General features: G+C 71.9%; 20 protein-coding genes. 8 read left to right on the top strand and 12 right to left on the bottom strand.

Going from position 1 to position 21,690, the window contains the following annotated elements:
• The first annotated feature begins 5 nt into the window (after nucleotides 1-5).
• From MUY14_RS43730 to MUY14_RS43715, 4 genes are read left to right on the top strand one after another with little or no spacing between them, the layout of a single operon-like run.
• On the top strand, nucleotides 6-314 hold the full coding sequence (locus tag MUY14_RS43730) for a type VII secretion target (protein ID WP_247018654.1): 309 nt from the start codon (nucleotides 6-8) through the stop codon (nucleotides 312-314).
• Nucleotides 314-4,225: a hypothetical protein gene (locus MUY14_RS43725; RefSeq protein ID WP_247018652.1), complete on the top strand. Its 3,912-nt coding sequence runs from the start codon at nucleotides 314-316 to the stop codon at nucleotides 4,223-4,225. The genes MUY14_RS43730 and MUY14_RS43725 overlap by 1 nt, the downstream gene beginning before the upstream one ends.
• Nucleotides 4,182-5,075, top strand: coding sequence for a hypothetical protein (locus MUY14_RS43720; protein WP_247018649.1), 894 nt, complete (start codon nucleotides 4,182-4,184; stop codon nucleotides 5,073-5,075). Before MUY14_RS43725 ends, MUY14_RS43720 begins: the two co-directional genes overlap by 44 nt.
• A gap of 2 nt (nucleotides 5,076-5,077) precedes the next feature.
• The gene (locus MUY14_RS43715; RefSeq protein WP_247018647.1) at nucleotides 5,078-5,920 is read left to right on the top strand and encodes a ferredoxin; all 843 of its coding nucleotides are present in this window, start codon (nucleotides 5,078-5,080) and stop codon (nucleotides 5,918-5,920) included.
• A gap of 47 nt (nucleotides 5,921-5,967) precedes the next feature.
• Here MUY14_RS43715 and ilvA read toward each other — a convergent pair whose 3' ends face one another.
• Complete coding sequence (gene ilvA, locus MUY14_RS43710) at nucleotides 5,968-7,170, bottom strand: threonine ammonia-lyase (RefSeq protein ID WP_247018645.1); 1,203 nt, start codon at nucleotides 7,168-7,170, stop codon at nucleotides 5,968-5,970.
• A 96-nt stretch (nucleotides 7,171-7,266) separates the two neighbouring features.
• Between ilvA and MUY14_RS43705 the strand changes: the two genes are divergently transcribed.
• Both MUY14_RS43705 and MUY14_RS43700 read left to right on the top strand, forming a co-directional pair.
• Nucleotides 7,267-7,530 (top strand): hypothetical protein, encoded by a 264-nt coding sequence (locus MUY14_RS43705; protein ID WP_247018643.1) that lies wholly within the window; start codon nucleotides 7,267-7,269, stop codon nucleotides 7,528-7,530.
• A gap of 9 nt (nucleotides 7,531-7,539) precedes the next feature.
• Complete coding sequence (locus MUY14_RS43700) at nucleotides 7,540-7,983, top strand: VOC family protein (RefSeq protein ID WP_247018641.1); 444 nt, start codon at nucleotides 7,540-7,542, stop codon at nucleotides 7,981-7,983.
• Nucleotide 7,984: 1 nt separating this feature from the next.
• Here the strand turns inward: MUY14_RS43700 and MUY14_RS43695 are convergent, their stop codons facing one another.
• From MUY14_RS43695 to MUY14_RS43660, 8 genes are all read right to left on the bottom strand, one after another.
• Entirely contained in the window at nucleotides 7,985-9,142 is a 1,158-nt protein-coding gene (locus MUY14_RS43695) for a cystathionine gamma-synthase (RefSeq protein ID WP_247018639.1), read from the bottom strand.
• Nucleotides 9,143-9,280: 138 nt separating this feature from the next.
• Nucleotides 9,281-9,721 carry a hypothetical protein gene (locus MUY14_RS43690; RefSeq protein WP_247018637.1) on the bottom strand — a complete coding sequence of 147 codons (441 nt, stop codon included), beginning with the start codon at nucleotides 9,719-9,721 and terminating at the stop codon, nucleotides 9,281-9,283.
• Between the two features lie 97 nt (nucleotides 9,722-9,818).
• Nucleotides 9,819-10,214, bottom strand: coding sequence for a hypothetical protein (locus MUY14_RS43685; RefSeq protein ID WP_247018635.1), 396 nt, complete (start codon nucleotides 10,212-10,214; stop codon nucleotides 9,819-9,821).
• 385 nt (nucleotides 10,215-10,599) lie between these two features.
• The gene (locus tag MUY14_RS43680) at nucleotides 10,600-12,081 is read right to left on the bottom strand and encodes a hypothetical protein (RefSeq protein WP_247018633.1); all 1,482 of its coding nucleotides are present in this window, start codon (nucleotides 12,079-12,081) and stop codon (nucleotides 10,600-10,602) included.
• 128 nt (nucleotides 12,082-12,209) lie between these two features.
• Nucleotides 12,210-13,580, bottom strand: coding sequence for a cystathionine beta-synthase (locus MUY14_RS43675; RefSeq protein WP_247018631.1), 1,371 nt, complete (start codon nucleotides 13,578-13,580; stop codon nucleotides 12,210-12,212).
• Nucleotides 13,581-13,720: 140 nt separating this feature from the next.
• Nucleotides 13,721-13,921: a hypothetical protein gene (locus MUY14_RS43670; protein WP_247018628.1), complete on the bottom strand. Its 201-nt coding sequence runs from the start codon at nucleotides 13,919-13,921 to the stop codon at nucleotides 13,721-13,723.
• 13 nt (nucleotides 13,922-13,934) lie between these two features.
• Nucleotides 13,935-14,882 (bottom strand): pentapeptide repeat-containing protein, encoded by a 948-nt coding sequence (locus MUY14_RS43665; RefSeq protein ID WP_247018626.1) that lies wholly within the window; start codon nucleotides 14,880-14,882, stop codon nucleotides 13,935-13,937.
• Between the two features lie 453 nt (nucleotides 14,883-15,335).
• Nucleotides 15,336-15,926 carry an isochorismatase family protein gene (locus MUY14_RS43660; RefSeq protein WP_247018624.1) on the bottom strand — a complete coding sequence of 197 codons (591 nt, stop codon included), beginning with the start codon at nucleotides 15,924-15,926 and terminating at the stop codon, nucleotides 15,336-15,338.
• 101 nt (nucleotides 15,927-16,027) lie between these two features.
• Between MUY14_RS43660 and MUY14_RS43655 the strand changes: the two genes are divergently transcribed.
• Nucleotides 16,028-17,005 (top strand): GlxA family transcriptional regulator, encoded by a 978-nt coding sequence (locus tag MUY14_RS43655; protein WP_247018622.1) that lies wholly within the window; start codon nucleotides 16,028-16,030, stop codon nucleotides 17,003-17,005.
• Between the two features lie 101 nt (nucleotides 17,006-17,106).
• Entirely contained in the window at nucleotides 17,107-18,327 is a 1,221-nt protein-coding gene (locus tag MUY14_RS43650; RefSeq protein ID WP_247018620.1) for an acetyl-CoA C-acetyltransferase, read from the top strand.
• Between the two features lie 66 nt (nucleotides 18,328-18,393).
• Here MUY14_RS43650 and MUY14_RS43645 read toward each other — a convergent pair whose 3' ends face one another.
• From MUY14_RS43645 to MUY14_RS43635, 3 genes are all read right to left on the bottom strand, one after another.
• Nucleotides 18,394-19,662: a YeeE/YedE family protein gene (locus MUY14_RS43645; RefSeq protein ID WP_247018618.1), complete on the bottom strand. Its 1,269-nt coding sequence runs from the start codon at nucleotides 19,660-19,662 to the stop codon at nucleotides 18,394-18,396.
• Between the two features lie 76 nt (nucleotides 19,663-19,738).
• Nucleotides 19,739-20,446, bottom strand: a complete 708-nt coding sequence (locus tag MUY14_RS43640) for a hypothetical protein (RefSeq protein ID WP_396126886.1) — start codon at nucleotides 20,444-20,446, stop codon at nucleotides 19,739-19,741.
• A 206-nt stretch (nucleotides 20,447-20,652) separates the two neighbouring features.
• The gene (locus tag MUY14_RS43635; protein WP_247018614.1) at nucleotides 20,653-21,486 is read right to left on the bottom strand and encodes a Bax inhibitor-1/YccA family protein; all 834 of its coding nucleotides are present in this window, start codon (nucleotides 21,484-21,486) and stop codon (nucleotides 20,653-20,655) included.
• Nucleotides 21,487-21,690 lie beyond the last annotated feature (204 nt).

The raw sequence follows: 21,690 nt of genomic DNA, 5'->3' as shown, positions 1-21,690 counted from the left end.
AACCGATGACGGATGTGGAACTCAGCACCGACCTGACGGCGCACGCCCACCAGCTCGACGCCATCGGTGACGGGTTGCAGCAGGCCGTCGACGCGGCGAACCAGGTCAGCATGCCGACGGACGCGTACGGCATCCTCTGCCAGCCGTTCCGGATGCTGCTCGACCCGGTGGAGCAGTACGGGATCGACGCGCTCAAGGACGCCGTGGCCGCGATGACGGCGGTGTCCGGCAAGGTCCGCGAAGCCGCGGCGGCGTACCACAAGTACGAATCCGGCGTCGCCGACGACCTGAACAAGTCCACGGACGGCGCCTGATGCCGGAGGGCAACCCGCTGGTCGCGGAGTCGAAGCAGGACCCGGACGGCCCCGGCGCGTTCACCGCCGGCAACGGCGACTACGGCTGGGCCGGCGGCATCGGCATCGCCGAATCCTCCATGGACGCCTTCAACGGCATCAAAGACGGCGACTGGGTCTCCGGCGGCCTCGGCATGCTCTCCCTGGCCGGGGAAATAGCCGGCGCCGCGATCGACCCGTTCGGGTACCTGATGTCCTCAGTCGCGTCGTTCCTGATGGAACACATCCAGCCGCTGAAGGACATGCTCGACTCCGTGGCCGGGAACCCGCCGGTCATCCAGTCCTACGCCGACACGTGGGGCAACGTGTCCAAGGCACTGGGTGAGCGCAAAACCGATTTCGACAACGCGGTCAAGAACGGCACCACCGGCTGGACCGGCGCGGGAGCCGACGCGTACCGCACGTTCGCCGCGGAGCACAGCGATGCCCTCTCGGGTGCGGCGACAGTGGCCGGGGCGATCAGCACGGTCACGATGATCATGGGCCAGGTGGTGTCGTTCGTCCGCGAGACGGTCCGGCAGCTGATCGCGGACCTGGTCGGCAAGCTGATCGCGTGGGTGATGGAGGAGGTCTTCTCCCTCGGTTTCGGCACCCCGGTGGTGGTCGCGCAGGCGTCGGCGGCGATCGCGAAGTGGGGCAAGAAGATCGGGGAGCTGCTCAAGAAGCTGACCGACACGATCCGGAAAGTCTCGCCGCTGCTGTCGAAGCTGGTGGACATCTTCGAGAAGATCGCGAAGGTGTTCGGGAAGGTCCTGGGCAAGGTCAGCGGGCTGGACGGGTTGAAGGTGAAGGAGGGCGGGTTCGTCCACAAGATCCCCCAGGGTGAGGGCGGGGTCCACACCCGTGCGCATGGCGGCGGGGATTCCCCGGACGGGGGTTCCGGCGGGGACGGTTCGCACTCCGGCGATGGGGACGGGGCTTCGGGTCACGCGGACGGGGATTCGACGAGTTCGGACCCGATGAACACCGACTCCTCACCCGATGCGGGCTCCCGCCGCAGCCGCGACGGATCCAGTTCACCGGACGGGGATGGTGCTCCTTCGCACGCGGGCGATGGCTCGCCGGAGGGCAGCCCCTCGGCGGCGCGGTCGAGTGATGATTCGCCTTCCCGCAGCGGGGATTCGAGCCCGTCGCACGCCGGCGACAGCAGTCCCTCGCCGACGCGTTCTCCTTCCCACGCAGGCGATTCGAGCCCGTCGCCGACCCGTGGCAGCGAGCCCTCGCACGCGGGCGACAGCAGTCCCTCACCCACTCGTGGCGGCGACGGCACGCCCCCGCACGGCGGGGACAACACACCGTCCCGCGGTGCGGATAGCAGCCCATCGCCCACTCGCGGCAGCGACAGCACTCCCTCGCACGCCAGCGACAACACACCCTCCCGGGCAAGCGACAGCAGCCCCTCGCCCACCCGCGGCAGCGACGGCACGCCGTCGCACGCCGCTGACAACGGTCCCTCGCCGATCCGCGGCAGCACGCCCTCCCACGCCGCCGACAACGGTCCCTCGCCGACCCACACCGGGTCCTCGCCGGGCTCGCATGCCGGGACCGACACACCCAGCAGCGCCGCACCTCCCCGCACCGACGGCACCACCTCCGCCAGCGGCACCGCACCCACCACCCCCCGCACCAGCGACCCCGGCACCGTCCCCCCACCCCGCGGCGGGGACGGTGCCCCACCGCAAAGCGCCGCACCCATGGCCGGTGGCGGGATGCCGCCCGGCGGCACACCCGGTGGCGGCGGGCTCGGTGGCGGGACCCCGCGCACCGGCGGCGGCGGTGGGGGCTGGACCGGCACCCCGGGCAGCCCCGGCGCGCACATCGACGCACCCGGACGGCCCCGCACCGGCGCGGACCTGCCCACCAGCCGTCCCCGCACACCCGACGCACCCGCACCCGCCGCCCGCGGCGGCTACGGGTCCGGCGGGCACACCCCCGGCACCAACGGCGGCACCCGCCCGCACGGCGCCGAGACCGGCGGCCACGCCCCCGGCACCAACGGCGCCAACCCCGGCACCCGCCCGCACAGCACCGACGGCCACACCCCCAGCACCGACGGCACCACCCACGCACCCCACGACCACACCCCCACCGACCCCGACGCCACCCCCCACCACCACGACCCCGAACCCCCCACCCCCGACCAGATCAACGCCCGCCACGCCGAACACACCCCCGCCGGCAGCTCCTACCACGCCGACGACCCCACCATCGGCGACCTCCCCCACCGCGTCCCACCCGACCCCCACGGCCGCTACACCGTCGACGTCCACGTCACCCCCGACGGACACGCACGCATCGGCGACCACCACTACACCCCCGAAGAATTCGCCGACATCCTCCGCCGCAACCCCGACTACGACGGCCGCCCCATCCGGCTCATCGGCTGCGACGCCTCCTCCAACGACTTCGCCCACCGCCTCTCCCGCGAACTCGACACCGACGTCACCGCACCCACCAAACCCGCCTGGACCGACTCCCACGGACGCGTCTTCTCCTCCGACTACGAAATCGGCCCCGACGGACGCATGCGCCCCCGCATCCCACCCGACGGCGAATGGAACACCCACCACCCCGACGGCACCACCCACCGGGCCGGCGACGACGGGTTCGCGCCGGACAGCCACCACGGGGACGCGCACGACGTCGATGCCGACAGTGCGTTCGCGCGGGGCAAGGACCACCCGGACATGCACGACCTCGGCGAGGGCTGGCGGGAGCCGGAGTTCACGCGGCACGAGGACGTCACGCTCGGGCGGCACGAGCGGTTCTTCGACCCGGCGAACCCGCGGCACCTGGAGCCGAACACGCGCTACGAGGTCACCGATCCGGACGGGCGGTTCACCCGCGTCTACACGAACGGTGAGACCCCGCCGCGGATCACGCACATCGATGCGGACGTGCCGAACACGCGGGTCGGGAACAACGGCGTCGAGGTCGGGAACCCGGATGCTTCGCACCTGCACGGGGATGTCGACTACCGGGTCAGCACCGGTGAGGGGCAGTTCGAGTTCCACACCGACGCGGACGGGCGTCCCGAGCTGGACATCGACCACTTCGACCCGCCGTTGACGCCGCCGCCGGTGGAGCGGCGGATCACCGGGTACGACCCGGCCCACAACGGTGACGGTCCGTTCGGGGCCACGCCGCCGGAGGACCTCAAGCCCAACAGCCGGTACGAGGTCTATTCGAAGGCGCCCGACGGTACCGACCAGTGGCACGGCACGTTCTACACCAGCGGTGACAACCCGCCGGAGTTCACGCACATCAAGACGTGGCACGACAACGAGCGCGGCATGATCAACCCGGAGACGGGTGATCAGCACACGATGCACGACCAGCACGCCGGCCGGCCCGACGGCATGCCGGTGCGGGGCGCCAAGTACGAGATCGGCGCCGAGAACATGCACTACCACGTCGACGAGCACGGCAACGCCGCCGTGTCCTGGGAGCCGGACTACACCAGCCCGGCGACGAAGCGGGTCGGGCTCGGCCCGCAAGAGCGCACCGGCCACGTCGGGCTGGAAGACCACCCGGGCAGCACCGTCAACCGCGGCGGGCACACCGCCGATCACCGGTCGGGTGGGCTGCAGGGCCGGATGGGCATGGTTCCCCAGCTCTACGAGCAGAACCACAGCGTCGGCAACCCGGACAACTGGCGGCAGATGGAGATCGACCGCCAGACGTTCGAGCGGGGCGGTGGCAACCACGGCACGACACGCGTCTACGCCGACGCGCCGTCGACCGGGGAGACACCCGACCGGCTGCACGTGATGTCCGAGAGAATCCACCCCGACGGCACCCGCACGTACAACTACAGGAGCTTCCCGAATGTCCCGAACCCAGCCCCCGTGGTACCCCCCACCCGGACCTGACCTGCGGGAGGCGGACGAGGACCAGGTGGTCCGCTGGATCGGCGGCTGGCTGATGGACGCCGCTCCCGAAGGCTGGCGGCGGATCGACATGACCGTCCGGCTGACCGCGGCGGTCGAGGAGATCTCCCTGGCCGTCGTGATGCCCGACGGTGCGGCCGCGCGCATGGAACCTCCGCCCGACGTCAGCCCGCTGCTGTTCGAGCTGCGCAACAAGAAGTACGTGCGCGGCCGCGGCACCTGGCTGTCGCTGCGGCTGGTCATCGAGCCGGACGGCGAGTACCGCGTCTCCTACAACTTCGACCTCGACCCGCTGTGGGACCCGCCGCTCGAAGCCGACGTCTGGCACCAGGACTTCGAGGCCTACTTCCGCGACGAGGAGTGGACGCCCGCCTGGTACCGGGAGGGCGTGAAGGGCGAGGCCGGCGGGGAGCAGCCGCCCGACGAGCCCAACGCGCTGCTGAAGAACGTCGCCGACTACCTGAAGTTCACGCTCCCCGCGGGCTGGGACTACCTCCAGCTGCAGTACCGGGCGGTCGGCGACCACGAGGAGTCGGGCGCGGTCGTGCACTCGATCACCGGCACGGTCTACCCGTGGACCCCGCCGGAGCAGGTGCTCGACCTGCTCCGCCGCCACCGCGCCGCCTCGCTGTCCGAAGGCCGCGGCACGTGGGTGAGCGTGAAGTACGAGATGAAGTTCCCCGACTCGGTCAAGGCGCAGTTCAACGCCACCGAGGACCCGGGCTTCCAGGAGCGGCCGCCCGCCGGGGCGTTCGCCGAGGAGCTGCGGCGCTACCCGCGCACCGAGCGGCGCACGCCCGACTGGCTGCGCCAAGGCGCCGAAGGAGCCTGACCATGACCCAGCCACCGGGGCCGCTGCGCCCGGACCAGCAGCAGGAGATCGTCCGGCAGATCGGCGCGGCGCTCACCGCGGCGGTCCCGCCGGGCTGGCGGCAGCTGCGGGTCGAGTACCGGGCCGCGGGCCGGCACGTCGAGGCCGACCTGCTGGTGACCGCTCCGGACGGGCGGCCTCGCGTGGCGCAGCCGCCGCCGGAGGCCGTGCGGCTGCTCGGCGTGCTGCGGTCGGGCATGTACCAGCCCGGCTTCGGCACCTGGCTGGGCGCGATCCTCGTGTTCGAGCCGGGGCAGGCGCCCGACGTCGACTTCGTGCGGCCGGACCTCGAGCCGCCGTTCCGGCAGCAGCCCCCGCCGATCGGGTTCCAGGACGAGCTGCGGTTCTTCCCGCGCGCGGACGAGCACATCCCGGGCTGGCTGCGCGAGGGCGCGGGACTGCCCCCGCTCACGCCGCCGCCGGGTGACGGCGAGGTGCGCACCCCGCGCATCTACGACGGCCTCGACGCCTCCGGGCGCCCGCTGATCCGCCGCCGGCCGCTCTTGCCCGCCGAGATCGAGCGGGTGCTGACCTACCTCGACGCGGCGCCGGTGATCCTGGCGTCCCGCAGCAACGGGCCGGACGCGTTCGCGCCCGACCGCGGGGACGCGGTGCCGATGAACTTCCGCACCGACGGCGCCTGGGCGTGGCCCGGCGCGGTCGCGTACTACCTGCGCGAACACGGCGTGCCGCCGGACCCGGAGCTGGTCGCCCACATCCGGGCCCGGCGCTTCACCGCGCCGGCGGAGGTGCCGGAGACCGCGAAGGACCTCGCGCTCACGGCCATCACCGGCGAACAGCTGTGACGTCCGGGGGCCGGGGGCACTGCCACCCGGATCCCCCGGAAGCGGCCTCAGACCACGGTGTAACCGGCGTCGGTCAGCGCGCGCTCGACGTCCTTGCAGTGCTCGGGGCCGCGAGTCTCCAGCGCCAGTACGACGTCGGCCTCGCCGAGGTCGAGGGTGCCGGAGATGCGCGAGTGCTCGACGTCGAGCACGTTCGCGCCGAGCTCGCTGACGCACGACAGCACGCCGACCAGGGAGCCGGGGCGGTCCGGGACGCGCAGCCGGAGGCGCAGGTAGCGGCCGCCGGCGGTCATGCCGTGCTGGATGATCTGCAGGAGCAGCACCGGGTCGACGTTGCCGCCGGAGAGGATGGCGACGACCGGCGGTTCGAAGGCGCCGACGTGCTGCAGCAGCGCCGCGACGGGCGCCGCGCCGGCCGGCTCGACGACCAGCTTGCGGCGCTCCAGGCAGAGCAGCACCGCGCGGGACAGGTACTGCTCGGACACCGTCACGACGTCGTCGACCAGCGACTCGACGTGCGCGAAGCTGACCAGGCCGGGCTCGCCGACCGCGATCCCGTCGGCCATGGTCGAGGTCTGGCCCAGCCGCACCGGCGCGCCCGCGGCCAGCGAAGGCGGGTATGCGGCGGCCTCCGCGGCCTGGACGCCGACGACGCGGACGTCCGGGCGCAGCGCCTTGACCGCCGACGCGACCCCGCCGACCAGCCCACCGCCCCCGGTGGCGACCAGGATGGTCTTCACGCCCGGCACCTGCTCGAGGATCTCCAGGCCGACCGTGCCCTGGCCGGCGATGACGTCCGGGTGGTCGAAGGGGTGGATGAACACCGCGCCGGTCCGCTCACCGAACTCGACGGCGGCGCGCAGCGTCTCCTCCAGCAGCGCGCCGTGGAGGTGCACCTCGGCGCCGTACCCGCGGGTCGCGGCCAGCTTCGGCAGCGGGGCTCGCAGCGGCATGAAGACGGTGGACTTGGCGCCGAGCAGCGACGACGCCAGCGCGACGCCCTGCGCGTGGTTGCCGGCGCTGGCCGCGACGACGCCCCGCTCGCGTTCGGCCGGGGTCAGGCCGGCGATGCGGGTGTAGGCGCCGCGGATCTTGAACGAGCCGGTGCGCTGCAGGTTTTCGCACTTCAGGTGGACCGGACCGCCGTGGAGCTTCCGCAGGTCGCGTGCGTGCTCCATCGGCGTCACCCGGGTCACTCCGGTCAGGAGCTCCCGGGCGGCTTGGATGCGCTCGAGGGTGACGAGTTCCATGGGCCGGACTATGCCACTCAGGAGATCCACAGGTTGACCGGACCGCGGGCCGGGTACCCTGGGTCCCGTCAACACGCGGTAAACAGGGAGCAACTCATGGCACGGGGGAACGACGCTCGACGGGCTCGCGCCACCCGGTCCGCCGGGCTGGTCCCGCTCGTGATCGGGCTGGCCTCGGCCGCGGCGCTCACCGGAGCCGCGTACATCACGGTGGACAGCGCCTCCTGCGGCTCACCGGCCCAGTACATCCGCCACGACAGCCACGTCGAGCTGGTCGGCGGCTGCGTCGACGGCGCGAAGCTGCCGGCCGCGGGCACGCCGAAGTCCGGTGGCGTGGTGCACGGCAACTACAACCCCTGAGGAACCCCGTTGGCGCTCAAACGGATGGACAACATCCTCATCGTCGTCGACGACCTGGACGCGGTGATCGCGTTCTTCGTCGAGCTGGGCATGCGGCTCGAGGGCAAGGGCCCGCTCGAAGGGCGCTTCGCGGAGCGCGTGATCGGGCTCGAGGACGTCAAGCAGGACATCGCGATGCTGCGGATGCCGGACGGCCAGGGCGGCATCGAGCTAGCGCAGTTCCACCAGCCCAAGGCCGTCGTGCCGGAGCCGAAGGTCGCGCCGTCGAACACGCTCGGCTACCGCCGGATCATGTTCGCGCTCGACGAGAACCTCGACGACGTCCTCGACCGTCTGCGCCCGCACGGCGCCGAGCTCGTGGGCGAGATCGAGCCGTACGGGGGCATCTTCCGGCTGTGCTACGTCCGCGGTCCCGAGGGGATCATCGTGGGGCTGGCCGAAGAGCTGGACTGACTCAGTCCAGCGCCGCCAGCAGGTCGGCGACCAGGTCGCGGCCGTCTTCGATGCCGACGGAAAGGCGCAGCAGGTCCGCCGGGACCTGCAGGGTCGAGCCCGCCGTGCTCGCGTGCGTCATCTTGCCCGGGTGCTCGATCAGCGACTCGATGCCGCCGAGCGACTCCGCGAGGATGAACAGCTTCGTGCGCGAAGCGACGTCCAACGCCGCCTGCTCACCGTCCGCGTGGCTGAACGAGACCATGCCGCCGAAGCGCCGCATCTGCTTCGCGGCGATCTCGTGGCCGGGGTGTTCCGGCAGGCCCGGGTAGTAGACCTTCGCCACCTTCGGGTGGTTGACCAGCGCCTGCACGATGCGCTCGGCGTTGTCGCTGTGGCGCTCCATGCGCAGGGCGAGGGTCTTGATGCCGCGCAGCGTCAGCCAGGCGTCGAACGGGCCGGGCACCGCGCCGGCGGAGTTGCGGAGGAAGAAGAACTGCTCGCGCAGCTCGTCCTCGTTCGTGATGATCGCGCCGCCGACGACGTCGGAGTGCCCGCCGAGGTACTTCGTCGTCGAGTGCAGGACGATGTCCGCACCCAGCGAGAGCGGGTTCTGCAGGTACGGCGTCGCGAAGGTGTTGTCGACGACCAGGCGGGCGCCGGCGTCGTGCGCCACCCCGGCCAGCCCCGCGATGTCGGCGATGCCGAGCATCGGGTTGGTCGGCGACTCGCACCAGATCAGCTTGGTCTCTGGGCGGATCGCCGCGCGCACCTCGTCGAGGTCGGCCAGGTTCGCGACGGTGTGCTCGACGCCCCAGAGGCTGAGCACCTTGTCGATCAGGCGGAACGTGCCGCCGTACGCGTCGTTGCCGAGCACGAGGTGGTCACCCGGGCGCAGGGTACTGCGCAGCACCACGTCGGACGCGGCCATGCCGGACGCGAAGGCCAGCGCGTGCCGGCCGCCTTCCAGCGAGGCCAGCGCCTCCTCCAGCGCCGAACGGGTCGGGTTCGCGGTGCGCGAGTACTCGTAGTCGCCCTCGCGGGTCCCGCCCACGCCGTCCTGCGCGTAGGTCGAGGTCTGGTAGATCGGCACGATCACCGCGCCGGTGCGGGGGTCGGGCTTCTGCCCCGCGTGAATCGCGCGGGTCTCGAAGCCCAGTTCGGAGTAGTCGTCCACCATCTGTTCAGCGTAAGGCCTGGCCTGAACATTCCCGTCAGGTGGGATGGGACTCAGTCGGGTGAGCCGGTCCGCCTGCGGCCCAGGTCACCGGGCCCGCGGAGATCGACACCGGCGCCTTCAACTCCGCACGGCCGGAGATCAGACGGTGCTCACCCCGACCCATCGGGCGGCCGGGCGGGAGGCGGCCAGCGCCAGGGTGGCGACCGACGGCGGCAGCACCAGCGCGAGCGCGGCCACCCCGCCGGCGGCCAGGTCGCCCGGGCCGCCGAGGTCGACCACGGCGAGCCCGGTGGCCGCCAGCACCAGCGACGTCAGCGTCGCGAGCAGCGCCGCCGTGCTGCCGGCCACGCAGCCGAGGCGGCCGGCCGGGTGCTGCCGCGGCAGCAGGAGGCCACCGGACAGCAGGACCGACGCGAGGACGGCGTCGACCGCCGCGTGGAGGGCGGCGCGGGCGGCGTCGGCCGGGAAGCGGACCAGCGTGACGACGTCGAGGACGAACCCCGCGGCGTAGAGCAGCCCGCCGAGCAGCGCGAGCGCCGCGGCGGCGAGGGCGGTGCGGCCTTCGGTGGAGGTGGTCAAGCGGTCACCGGCCAGGTGGTCGGCCGCCCTGCGGCCGGGGCGGGTACGGCTGATGAGGATACGGCCGGTTACCGTGCGTGCTCCTCGGGGGCGGAAGTCACCAGCTCCGCGACGAAGACGGGTACGCGCCCGGACCGGACATCACCGGCAGCGCGGCGCGGTAGCGCAGGTAGCGGAACGTCGGCGGCAGGAACGCCAGGACCAGCACGAGCACCGCCAGCGTGGCGAGGCCGACCCGGTCCACCATCGCGAGGCCGCCGTGGGTGAACATCGCGTCGGCGAAGCGGGCCGGCGGTACGCCGACCGACAGCGGCTCGGTGAGCAGCGCGCCGATGGCCAGCAGCGCGCCGATGCCGAGCAGGACCGCGCCCGCCGTCGCGCGGAACAGCGTGGCCAGGGAACCGATGAGCAGGACGAGCCCCGCGACGAGGTAGCCGGCGAAGTCCACCAGCACCAGACCCGGCAATGCGCCGAGGCTGAATTCGGCGGGCATGTCGAGAAAGATCTTGACCGGTACGTAGCCCGCCGCGACCGCGGCCGGAATTCCGAGAAGACCCGCGAGCACCGCCGTTACTCCGGATGGCCGAGTCGATGAATACGAATGCGAACGCGCTACCGGATAGCCGGTCACCAGTCCCCCATCGGGCAAGCTCAAGTACGACGGCGCTCACCTTAGACCGGAATGCGGGAAGTAGTCCGGAAACGGAACGGAATTCGGCCGGACGGCGGAACCCAAGATCATTATTGTGCGGTAGCGGCAGAAATCATGTCACGCGATCGCACGGACGCCTTTTGTCCTCTTCGGACAATTGCGAATTCCGCTATAAATGCAGCGTGCCCCGGAGCCGAAAGGCTCCGGGGCACGAAAGGCGCTCAGTTCACCACTGCTGCGGCGGCTGGCCGGGCTGGCCGAACCCGCCGCTCGGCGGGCTCTGCTGGCCCGGCGGCTGGCCGTAACCCTGCTGCTGACCCGGCTGCTGCGGGTAGCCGTGCGGCGGCTGGCCCGGCTGGCCGTAGCCACCCTGCTGCGGCGGCTGGCCCGGCTGCCCGAAGCCCCCGCTCGACGGCTGCGGGAACCCGCCGCTGGCCGGGTTGGGGCCGCCCGGCTGGCCGTAGCCCGGGGGCGGGCCGTAACCCTGCGGCGGCTGGCCGTAACCCTGCTGCTGCGGCGGCGGGCCGGGCTGACCCGGCTGGCCGAAGCCGCCCGGCTGCTGCGGGCCGCCGAAGCCCTGCGGCGGACCGCCGAAGCCCTGCGGCCCGGCCGGTGCCGCGGCACCGCCGCCACCGCCGAGGCCGACGAACTGCGCGGTCGCCGGCACCAGGCCGAGCACGCCCGCGATGAGGACGAGGACGCCGATGATCAGCGGCGGCAGCCCGAGCCCGAAGGTGTCCTTGGCGGACGCCGAAACCTGCGCGAGCGCCTCGGCGTTCGGCGTCATGCCGATCTTGAGCAGCAGCGCGAACAGCGTGAGGAGCGCGCCGCCCGCGACGACCACGATCGGGACGAACTTCTTGATGCCGCCCAGCTTGCCCGCGAGCGCCAGGCCGACACCGCCGGCCAGGGAGAGCAGCGAGCCCACCAGGATCATCACGACGTAGAACCACACGGTGCCCGGGCCGATGATGCCCAGCCGGTCGAGGACGTCCTTGATGGCTTCCTGGCTCGGCGCGCTGTCGAAGAGCTTCGAGTAGTCGCTCGCGTCGCCCATGTAGCCGAAGGAGATGATCAGCGCGATCAGGCCGAGCACCGCGACGACGCCGCCGGCGATGTAGCCGAAGAGGCCGTTGCCGCCGCCGGCCGCCGGAGCGGCACCGAACGGCTGCTGCGGCTGCCCGCCGAAACCGGGCTGCTGCGGGCCGCCGAACCCGGGGCCGCCGAAGCCCTGCGGGGGCTGCTGCCCCGGCTGGCCGAAGCCGCCCGGCTGCTGCCCGAACCCGCCCTGCTGACCGGGGTGGCCGAAGCCGCCCTGCTGCTGGCCGAACGCCGCGGCCGGGTTGTCGGCCGCGCTCGGCGGCGGGGTGTACGGGATCGCCGGCGGCTGGGAGCCCGGGGGCACCAGCTGCGTGGAGTCCGCGACCGGGGCGTCGCCGCCGACCGGGTTCACCATCTGGGTCGCGTTCGCGTCGACCGGCGGCATCGCCTGGGTCGCGCCCGCCCCGCCGTCACCCGGCTGGACGACCTGGGTCGGCTCAGGCGTCTCCCCGAACGGGGAACCGCCCTGCTGAGGCTGGGCGGGCTGGACGACCTGGGTCGGTTCCGGGCTGCCGAACGGGTCCTGCTGCGGCTGGGGGCCACTCGGCGGGCCTTGAGGTGGCTGGCCGCCACCCCACGGCTGGTTCGGTGGCTGCGGTGCACTCATGTGGGTCTTGAACCCCCTTGACGAGGACGCGAAAGTGTTCTACTCGCGCTCACGCTATCGGATCACCCGGCAGGGCGCTCGTAACGCCCCTGCCGGGTCCGCCGATTAAGACACTTCTCAGCCGTAGTTCAGCGTCCGGCCAGAAAGCCCAGGAGGTCGTGCCGGGTGACGACCCCGGCGGGCTTGCCGTCGACCAGCACGAGGGCGCCGTCCGCGCTCTCGAGCGCGGTCATCGCGGAACCCACCTGCTCACCGCCGCCGATCGTGGGCAGCGGCGGCGACATGTGCCGGTCGAGCCGGTCGGCCAGCTGCGCCTTGCCGGTGAACAGCGCGTCGAGCAGGTCGCGCTCGTTGACCGCGCCGACGACCTCGGCCGCCATCACCGGCGGCTCCGCGCTGACCACGGGCATCTGGCTGACGCCGAACTCGGCCAGGATCGCGATGGCCTCGGCGACCGTCTCGTTCGGGTGCGAGTGCACCAGCGTCGGCAGGTGCCCGCTCTTCTTGGTGAGCACGTCGGCGACCGTCGCGCCGGAGGAGTCCGGCGGCAGGAAGCCGTAGGAGGACATCCAGGTGTCGTTGAAGACCTTCGTCAGGTAGCCGCGGCCGCCGTCGGGCAGCAGCACGACCACGACGTCGTCCTCGGTGAGCCGCTCGGCGAGCTTCAGCGCGGCGGCGACGGCCATCCCGCAGGAGCCGCCGACCAGCAGGCCCTCTTCCAGCGCGAGCCGGCGGGTGACCTGGAAGGAGTCGGCGTCGGAGATCGGGATGATCTCGTCGGCGATGTTCCGGTCGTAGGTGTCCGGCCAGAAGTCCTCGCCGACGCCCTCGACCAGGTACGGCCGGCCGCTGCCGCCGGAGTAGACCGAGCCCTCCGGGTCGGCGCCGACCACCTGCACGCGGCCGTCGCTGACCTCCTTGAGGTACTTGCCGGTGCCGGAGATCGTGCCGCCGGTGCCGACGCCCGCGACGAAGTGCGTGATCTTGCCGTCGGTCTGCTTCCACAGCTCGGGCCCGGTGGAGAGGTAGTGGCTCTCCGGGTTCTGCGCGTTGGCGTACTGGTTGGGCTTCCAGGCGCCGTCGATCTCGCGGACCAGGCGGTCGGAGACGTTGTAGTAGGAGTCCGGGTGCTCGGGCGCGACCGCGGTCGGGCAGACCACGACGCGGGCGCCGTAGGCCTTGAGGACGTTGCGCTTGTCTTCGCTGACCTTGTCCGGGCAGACGAAGACGCACTGGTAGCCCTTGCGCTGCGCGACCATGGCCAGGCCGACGCCGGTGTTCCCGGACGTCGGTTCCACGATCGTGCCGCCGGGGCGCAGCTCACCGGAGCGTTCGGCCGCCTCGATCATGCGCAGCGCGATCCGGTCCTTGACCGAGCCACCCGGGTTCAGGTACTCGACCTTGGCCAGCACGAGCGGCTTGAGCCCCTTGGTCAACGAGTTCAGCTTGACCAGCGGGGTGTTGCCCACGAGGTCTGCGATGTGCTCTGCGTACTCCACGACCGCCAGCCTAAACGGCCGACCGGTGGCGTTGTCCACCTCACGGTCCACTCACGCGCGATCGGGGTCCGGGGGCCTCCGGGTGCGCGTCGGCGATGCCGGGCAGCGATGGCGAGGTCGGACCGCCCGGCGAGGACCCTTCAGGCAGCCACCAAGCCGCTCGTCCACACCGGTTCCGGCCCGAGGGCCGCCGCACGCTGAGCCGTCATCCCGTCCCGGAGGGTCCGCCCGGCGCCGATCGGCACGCGGCAGTCCGTCCGCAGGATCAAGGGCCCGGAGCGAGCGGCCCAGGTGGTGATCATCGCCAGTTCACCTCCCGTGTCGTGGAACGGCGACTTCATCGGAAACACGATCCTATCGGCCCGCCGGTTGCCCCGGCTCACCCTTTCGTGTCAATTCCGCCCAGCCCGGCCGGTCGGCGATCGGCCGTTCTTCCCAGCCCGGCGGCCAGGTCCGCGGAAACCCGCGTTGCGCCTCCGCACCGGCGAGCCGCGCGGTCGTCTTCGTGCCGAAATCGGCCGGACCAGCGAAAACGGCGCCGTTGAAGGAGTCGCGCTCGCCGCCGAAAACGGTTCCCCGGAAATCGACGCGGTCTTTGAACTGGGCCTTGTTGAAGTCGGCTTTGGTGCGGAATTCGGTACCGCGGAACAGCGTGAGTTCGAGAAACTCCGCGTCGTAGCAGACGATCGAACGGATCACGCAGTGCGTGAGGGTGAGCCCGACCAGAGTCGCACCGGAAAAGTCGAGGTCGATGTCCGGCCAGTACCCGGTGTTCGGCGCTTCGGGCTTCCCGGGCCGCAGGTGCATCAGGAGGATGCGCTGCGCGGTCTTGCGGACCTGCAGCTCCTCGCGGTGTTCGTCGCCTTGCACGTACGGCATCCGCAGGTAGGCGCAGAGGACGTTGACGATCGTCTGCCGGTGCTCCGGGTACCCGCCGGCGAGCCGTTCGAGCGAGTAGAGCCCGGCGAGCCGCACGGGCGCCTTGTCGCTGCCGAGCTGGTCGGCGGCCTTGCCGTAGATCTCGGTGACCCGCCGTTCGGTGGCGTCGTGGTCCTTCTGCACCAGATCCAGCTCGGCGGACCGCTGCCGCCGCGCGGCGAGCAGCAGCGCGGCGGCACCCCCGGTCCCGACGACGATGTTGGCGGCGGTCTTGAGCGCGTCGAGCCGGGCGGAGTCTTCCGGACGGCCGCCGCCCAGCAGGGCGAGCAGGAGGGTGGCCGCCAGCGCGGCGAGCACCAGGAGCCCGGCGCCCCACAGCAGGATCGTCCTGGTCCGCAGCACGCGCTCGAGTTCGTTGGCCACGGGGTTCGATCCTGCCAGTCACCGCCCGGTCGCACACCGGGTTCGGCGGCGCTCGGGTCCGGTCACCGGCCACGACCAGCTTCCGGGCGGCGCCGACTTCCGGGCGAGCGCCACCGAAACCCGGCGCGGTTCCGGCCCGGCCCGCCGCCGCGACCGCCACCCGGGGCCCGGCTCCCAAGCGGCCGCCACCGAAACGCCGGGCCGCGCTACCGCAGATCGACCGCGCTCGGGTCCGGTCACCGGCCGCGACCACACCGCCCGCGGCAGGCTTCCGGACGGGCGCCACCGAAACCCGGCGCGGGTTCCGGCCCGATCCGCCGCCGCGACCGCCGCCCGCGACCGACTTCCGGGCGAGCGCCACCGAAACCCGGCGCGGTTCCGGCCCGGCCCGCCGCCGCGACCGCCACCCGGGGCCCGGCTCCCAAGCGGCCGCCACCGAAACGCCGGGCCGCGCTACCGCAGATCGGCCGCGGTCGCCACGACCACCCCGTACAGATCCGCGATCGTCGCCAGCGCGCTGTGGTGCAGCTGCTCGGAAGTCACCTCCGCGACCGCCGTCGCCAAGGGGCGGGTCGCGCACGCCTCCGCCACCACCGTCGGGGTGTTGCCGCGCAGGAACGCGCCCTCCGCGGTGAACGTGACGCACATGTTGGTCATGAAGCCCACGACGATCACGTCCTCGTGGCCCGCCGCGTCGATCCGCTCGCCCAGGTCCGTTCCCACGAAGGCGTTCGGCGCGGCCTTCACCACCACCGGCTCGCCGTCGACCGGGGCGACGTCCGGGTGGATGGCGCCGATGTCGGTCCGGACGTCGTACGCGCTGCCCGCGCCGCCGTCGTGGACGACGTGGATCACCTTCGCGCCCGCCGCCCGCGCCGCGGCGAGCAGGTCCTTGGCGGCGGTCAGCGCGGGCCGCCAGCCGTCCAGTTCCATGACCCCGCGCGTGTACGTGTTCTGGTAGTCGACCAGGACCAGCGTCGACCCGGCCAGTGCGGCGGGGGTCCGGTCGAGCCCGTTGAGCTCCCGCAGCGTCGTCCTCGGCATTTTTCGTCCTTCCGCTCTCGTTGACCCCACCGACGCTAAAGTCGGCCGGGCGTGTCGGCAATGACATGCGAGACGCAGAAACCGACATGGAGCGAAGACCGATGGAACGGCTGATCGTCGTGGTCCTGTTCGACGGGGCCGACCTGCTCGACGTCACCGGCCCCGCCGAGGTTTTCTCGCTGCTGCACCGGGAACTGGACCGGCCGTCCGGCTACCGCGTCGTCCTCGCGGCCGGGGCGGCGGACCCGGTGACGACGTCCGCCGGCGTGCGGGTGCTGCCGGACGTGACCTTCGGGGAGCTGGCCGGCCGGGCGATCGACACCTTGATCGTGCCGGGTGCGGTGACCGTCGGGGAGAACCGGGAGATCGTCGCCGAGTGCGATCCCGTCGTCGTCGACGCCGTGCGCGAGCTGGCCGCGGGCGCGCGGCGGGTGGCGTCCGTCTGCGTCGGGGCGCACGTGCTCGCGGCCGCCGGGCTGCTCGAAGGCAAGCGCGCCACCACGCACTGGTCCACCGCCCGGCAGCTCGCCGCCGAGCACCCCGGGGTCGCCGTCGACGCCGACCCGATCTTCATCCGCGACGGCGAGGTGTGGACCGGGGCCGGCCTGACCGCTTGCCTCGACCTCGCGCTCGCGCTGGTGGAGGACGACTTCGGCCCGGAGCCGGCGGCCCGCGTCGCCCGCCAGCTCGTCATGTTCCTCCGGCGGCCCGGCGGGCAGAGCCAGTTCAGCGTGTCCCTCGAACCGGCGTCCGCGACCCGGCGGGTCGAGGAGCTGCGCCACCACGTCGCCACCCACCTCGCCGAGCCGCTGACGGTCGCCGACCTGGCCGCGCACGCCCACCTCACCGACCGGCAGCTCACGCGCGTGTTCAAGGCGGAGCTGGGCATGACGCCGGCCGCGTACGTCGAGCACGCGCGCGTCGAGGCCGCCCGGCAACGGCTGGAAACCACCGACGACACGCTCTCCCGCGTCGCCACCACCTGCGGTTTCGGCACGGTGTCCACGCTGACCCGCTCGTTCCGCCGCCGGCTGACGACGACGCCGGGCGAGTACCGCGAGCGGTTCCGGATCCGGTAGGGCCAGGCAAGCTCACACCGGCTCCGACTTTGCGGACCGGGATCCAGGCGGCACTATGTGAGCAACCGCTTAGTGACCGTCGATACGAGGATGTGTCCGTCATGCCCGAAGCTGTCATCGTCTCCGCCGCGCGTTCGCCCATCGGGCGCGCCAACAAGGGCTCGCTGGTCAGCCTGCGGCCCGACGACCTGACCGTGCAGATGGTCCAGGCCGCGCTGGCCAAGGTGCCGCAGCTGGACCCCACCGACATCGACGACCTGATGCTCGGCTGCGGCCTGCCGGGCGGCGAGTCCGGCTTCAACATGGGCCGCGCGGTCGCCGTCGAGCTGGGCTACGACCACCTGCCCGGCTGCACCATCACCCGGTACTGCTCGTCGAGCTTGCAGACCACCCGGATGGCCTTCCACGCGATCAAGGCCGGCGAGGGCGACGTCTTCATCTCGGCCGGCGTCGAGACCGTCTCGCGGTTCTCCAAGGGCAGCTCGGACTCCTGGCCCGACACCCACAACCCGCTCTTCGCCGACGCCGAAGGCCGCACCAAGGCGACCGCCGAGTCCGGCACCGACACCTGGACCGACCCGCGCACCGACGGGAACGTCCCGGACGTCTACATCGCGATGGGCCAGACCGCGGAGAACCTCGCCCGGCTCAAGGGCGTTTCCCGCGAAGAGATGGACGAGTTCGGCGTCCGCTCGCAGAACCTCGCCGAGAAGGCCATCGCGGACGGCTTCTGGGCCAAGGACATCACGCCGGTGACCCTGGCGGACGGCACGGTCGTCTCGAAGGACGACGGCCCGCGCGCCGGCGTCACGGTCGAGGGCGTCTCCGGCCTCAAGCCGGTCTTCCGCCCCGACGGCCGGGTCACCGCCGGCAACTGCTGCGCGCTCAACGACGGCGCCGCGGCGCTGGTCATCATGTCCGACACCAAGGCGCGCGAGCTGGGCCTGACGCCGCTGGCGCGGATCGTGTCCACCGGCGTGACCGGCCTTTCGCCGGAGATCATGGGCTACGGCCCGGTCGAGGCGTCCAAGCAGGCGCTCTCGCGCGCGGGGCTGTCCATCGGCGACATCGACCTCGTCGAGATCAACGAGGCCTTCGCCGCGCAGGTCATCCCGTCGTACCAGGACCTGGGCATCGACCTGGACCGGCTGAACGTCAACGGCGGCGCGATCGCGGTCGGTCACCCGTTCGGCATGACCGGCGCCCGGATCACCTCGACGCTGATCAACTCGTTGCAGCACCACGACAAGCAGTTCGGCCTCGAGACGATGTGCGTCGGCGGTGGCCAGGGCATGGCGCTCATCATCGAGCGCCTTTCCTGATCCCGACGGTGTCTGCTGAAAACGGGCGAAGGCCCCCACTCCCGAGTGGGGGCCTTCGCCGTGGTTTCAGCAGACGCTGTCGGTCGGCACCGGGTTCGCCAGGCCGAACAGCGGGCGCAGCTTCAGGCCGACCCACGTGCCGCCGAGGGCGAAGACGCCCCACAGCCAGCCGTGCAGGCTGCCGGTGGAGATGCCGCCGAGGTACGCGCCGATGTTGCAGCCGCCCGCCATCCGCGCGCCGACGCCCATCAGGATCCCGCCGACGAGCGCGGCGACGGCCGTGCGCCACGGGATCGAGCTGTGGATCTTCCACGCACCCGCGGCCGCGGCGGCCACCGCGGCGCCGATCATGATGCCGATGTCGGTCAGGCTGGTCTTGTCGCGCCAGATCGGGTTGGCCAGCGACGTCGCGTTCGCCTTCTGCCGCCAGAACTCCCACGACTCCGGGTGCAGCCCGAAGACCTGCAGGATCTTCGCGCCCCACAACGAAAACGCGCTCGTGACGCCCCAGATCCCGCCGGAGACCAGGAACACCGCGCCGGCCAGCACGCCCAGCACGACCGCGCCGGCGAGCATCGGCCACGAACCGCGGAAGACACGGGCGAAGCCGCGCGCGGTCGGCACGACGTCGGTCGGCGGCGGCGTCCGGCGGCGCTGCACCGCGCGCGTGCCCAGGACGATCGCGGCGAGCACGGCGATCGTGATCGCCCAGGAGCCGAACCAGCCGACGTGGTCGGCCAGCAGCACGCCCTTGAACTCGGGCCAGCCCGACAGCACCGGGTACGCCCACGTGTAGAGCACCGAGCCGGCGATGAAGCCGCCGAGGGTCAGCACGATCGTCGACTGGCCGGACCCGACCGCGAAGAGCGTGCCGGACGCGCACGCGCCGCCGAGCTGCATGCCGATCGCGAAGAGCGTCGCGCCGACGAAGAGGGCGAGGCCGAGCGCGCCCGCCGTCGGGGCCGGCTTGCTGCCGAACAGCCCGCTGCCGGTGCCCGCGATCAGCGCGATGAGCGTCGCGGCGGTGCCGAGCAGGAGGGTGTGGGCCCGCAGGCCCTGGCCGTTGCCGACGGCGATGAGCTGGCGCCACGCCGACGTGAAGCCGAAGCGCGAGTGGAACAGCGCCAGCCCGAGGCCCAGGCCGAGCAGCAGCAGGACGCCGAACTTGGCGCCGTGGCTCGCCCAGACGTACCAGGTCAGGCCGGCCGCGAGCGCACCCGCGACGGCCAGCGGCACGCCGCGGACGGGCTCCTCCGGCCGCGGCGCCGGCGCGGCGCAGGAGGTGGGGAATTCGAGGAACTTCTGGTCACCGGCTGGGGATTCGGTCGTCGCCACCCGCCAAAGCTAGATCCGGTGATCGATTCACCGCAGCTCGTCGCACACTGTGGGACGAGCCGCGGTGACCGGCGGGCTATTCGTTCGTCTTGACGCACATCGTCGTCGCCGGCGACGGGTAGACGGCCACGCGCGTGGCCTCCGTGCCCTCGCAGAGGCCCTTGTCCGCCTGACCCGAGACGACCTTCACCAGTTCGCCGTCCTTGGTGGGGTCGGTGCAGGGCACCTTCAGGTAGCCCTTGGTCTGCGACGTGAAGTTCGCGAGGCAGTCGCCCTGCTTCGCGTTGATCATCAGGCACAGCTTGTACGAGCTGCGGCCGCTGACCGAGTAGGTGTCGTAGCCGGCGTCGGACCCGCCGGGGCACTGGTCGGACGCGCTGTCGAGCTTGGCGGCGATCTTGACGTTGGCCTTCGGGTCGTTGCAGTCGGCCTTCGCCGGGTCGTCCCCGCCCCGGGTGAACTCGGTGATCGTGAGGCAGTCACCGGCGGCGGAGCTGGCGGGCGAGTTCGCGAACGAAACGATCCCCACGACGACGGCGACGATCACGACGACGCCGACGATGCCGAACTTGATGAACGTGCCGGCCTTCGACTTCTTCGGCACCGGCGGCGCGGGCGGGAAGCCCTGGCCGGGCGGGAACTGCCCGGGCGGGAACTGCCCCGGCGGCGGGCCGTACTGGCCGGGCTGCCCCTGCGGCTGGCCGTGCGGCGGCGTGCCGGGCTGGCCGTACTGCTGCTGCGGCTGACCGCCGGGAGGCGGTCCGTAGGGATCGGGCTGACCCACCGGCTGCTGGCCCCCGGGGGCCGGAGGGGGAACGCTCACTGTGAACCTCACACATGTGAAATGAAGAACCGACCGGCACATCAAACACGCAGGGTGAGCGAGATCCGCAGCGGGGTCCCCGAATGCACGAATTACCCACAGAAAAGGCGCCCCGTTGATTACGGAGCGCCTTCACTGTGTAGTCATTCGGAAGCTATGAGCCAGGGTTACTCACGAAGGTAGGACAGCAGCCGGAGGATTTCCAGGTACAGCCAGACCAGCGTGGTCATCAGGCCGAACGCGGTGTACCAGGCCCACTTCGACGGCATGCCCTCGCGGATCATCCGGTCGGCCTGGTCGAAGTCGAGCAGGAAGCTGAACGCCGCGATGCCGATGCAGACGATGCTGAAGACGATGGCGAGCGGGCCGCCGTCACGCAGCGGGTTGAAGCCGAAGACCAGCGCACTGATCAGGTTGAACAGCATCAGGATCGCGACCCCGACGACGGCGCCGACGATCCACTTCGTCAGCTTCGGCGTCACCTTCACCGCGCCGGTCTTGTAGACCACCAGCATGCCGATGAAGACGCCCGCGGTGCCGACGATCGCCTGCAGCGCGATGCCCTTGTAGACGACCTCGAAGACACCGCTCAGCGCACCGAGGAACAGGCCTTCGGCGGCGGAGTAGACGAGGGTCAGCGGACCGCTCGGCTTCTGGCGGAAAATAATCACCAGGGAGATCACGAGCCCGACGACCAGGCCGCCGAGCATCGCGCCGAGGAGCGGGCCGGACAGCCGGCCGGTCTCGGCCAGCGTGTTCTGGGCCCAGATCGCGGTGACGATCCCGACGAGCAGCGCGACGCCGAGGCTCATGCCGGTCTTGACGACGACGTCGTCGACGGTCATCGGGCGGTCGCCCTCGCCGGAGGCGGCCTGGCCGGGGCCGTACCCGGGCACGCCGCCCTGGGGTTGGTTGAAGCCCACCGGGGGGCCGTACTGCCCGTAAGTCTGGGTTCCGCCGTGGGGCAGGTTGCGGAACGCCGGGTTGCTACTGGAACGCACCTGATCCTCCTGGATCTGCTGCTTTGTGGATCGACGCTGCATCGGGTTCAACGACCGCCGGGGACGTGCGGTTCCCGTCGAGTAAAGACGACTTTACTCGACGGCGGCCCCCTGGCCACGGCGGACACGTTATGCGACCACGATCACGACCGTTCGGCGACCGCCACTCGAAGGGCGGTAGACAGCCGGGCCCCCTCGGCGCGA

Source organism: Amycolatopsis sp. FBCC-B4732, assembly GCF_023008405.1.
GTDB classification, from domain to species: domain Bacteria; phylum Actinomycetota; class Actinomycetes; order Mycobacteriales; family Pseudonocardiaceae; genus Amycolatopsis; species Amycolatopsis pretoriensis_A.
This window is presented reverse-complemented; position numbering and strand designations above follow the sequence as displayed.

Bases quoted from the DNA above. Each gene is read 5' to 3' on its own strand.
- MUY14_RS43680 (WP_247018633.1), bottom strand. From the start codon at position 12,081: ATGAGTGCACCGCAGCCACCGAACCAGCCGTGGGGTGGCGGCCAGCCA.
- MUY14_RS43685 (WP_247018635.1), bottom strand. From the start codon at position 10,214: ATGCCCGCCGAATTCAGCCTCGGCGCATTGCCGGGTCTGGTGCTGGTG.
- MUY14_RS43655 (WP_247018622.1), top strand. From the start codon at position 16,028: ATGGAACGGCTGATCGTCGTGGTCCTGTTCGACGGGGCCGACCTGCTC.
- MUY14_RS43730 (WP_247018654.1), top strand. From the start codon at position 6: ATGACGGATGTGGAACTCAGCACCGACCTGACGGCGCACGCCCACCAG.
- MUY14_RS43705 (WP_247018643.1), top strand. From the start codon at position 7,267: ATGGCACGGGGGAACGACGCTCGACGGGCTCGCGCCACCCGGTCCGCC.
- MUY14_RS43660 (WP_247018624.1), bottom strand. From the start codon at position 15,926: ATGCCGAGGACGACGCTGCGGGAGCTCAACGGGCTCGACCGGACCCCC.
- MUY14_RS43695 (WP_247018639.1), bottom strand. From the start codon at position 9,142: ATGGTGGACGACTACTCCGAACTGGGCTTCGAGACCCGCGCGATTCAC.
- ilvA (WP_247018645.1), bottom strand. From the start codon at position 7,170: ATGGAACTCGTCACCCTCGAGCGCATCCAAGCCGCCCGGGAGCTCCTG.
- MUY14_RS43650 (WP_247018620.1), top strand. From the start codon at position 17,107: ATGCCCGAAGCTGTCATCGTCTCCGCCGCGCGTTCGCCCATCGGGCGC.
- MUY14_RS43720 (WP_247018649.1), top strand. From the start codon at position 4,182: ATGTCCCGAACCCAGCCCCCGTGGTACCCCCCACCCGGACCTGACCTG.
- MUY14_RS43715 (WP_247018647.1), top strand. From the start codon at position 5,078: ATGACCCAGCCACCGGGGCCGCTGCGCCCGGACCAGCAGCAGGAGATC.
- MUY14_RS43670 (WP_247018628.1), bottom strand. From the start codon at position 13,921: ATGAAGTCGCCGTTCCACGACACGGGAGGTGAACTGGCGATGATCACC.
- MUY14_RS43725 (WP_247018652.1), top strand. From the start codon at position 314: ATGCCGGAGGGCAACCCGCTGGTCGCGGAGTCGAAGCAGGACCCGGAC.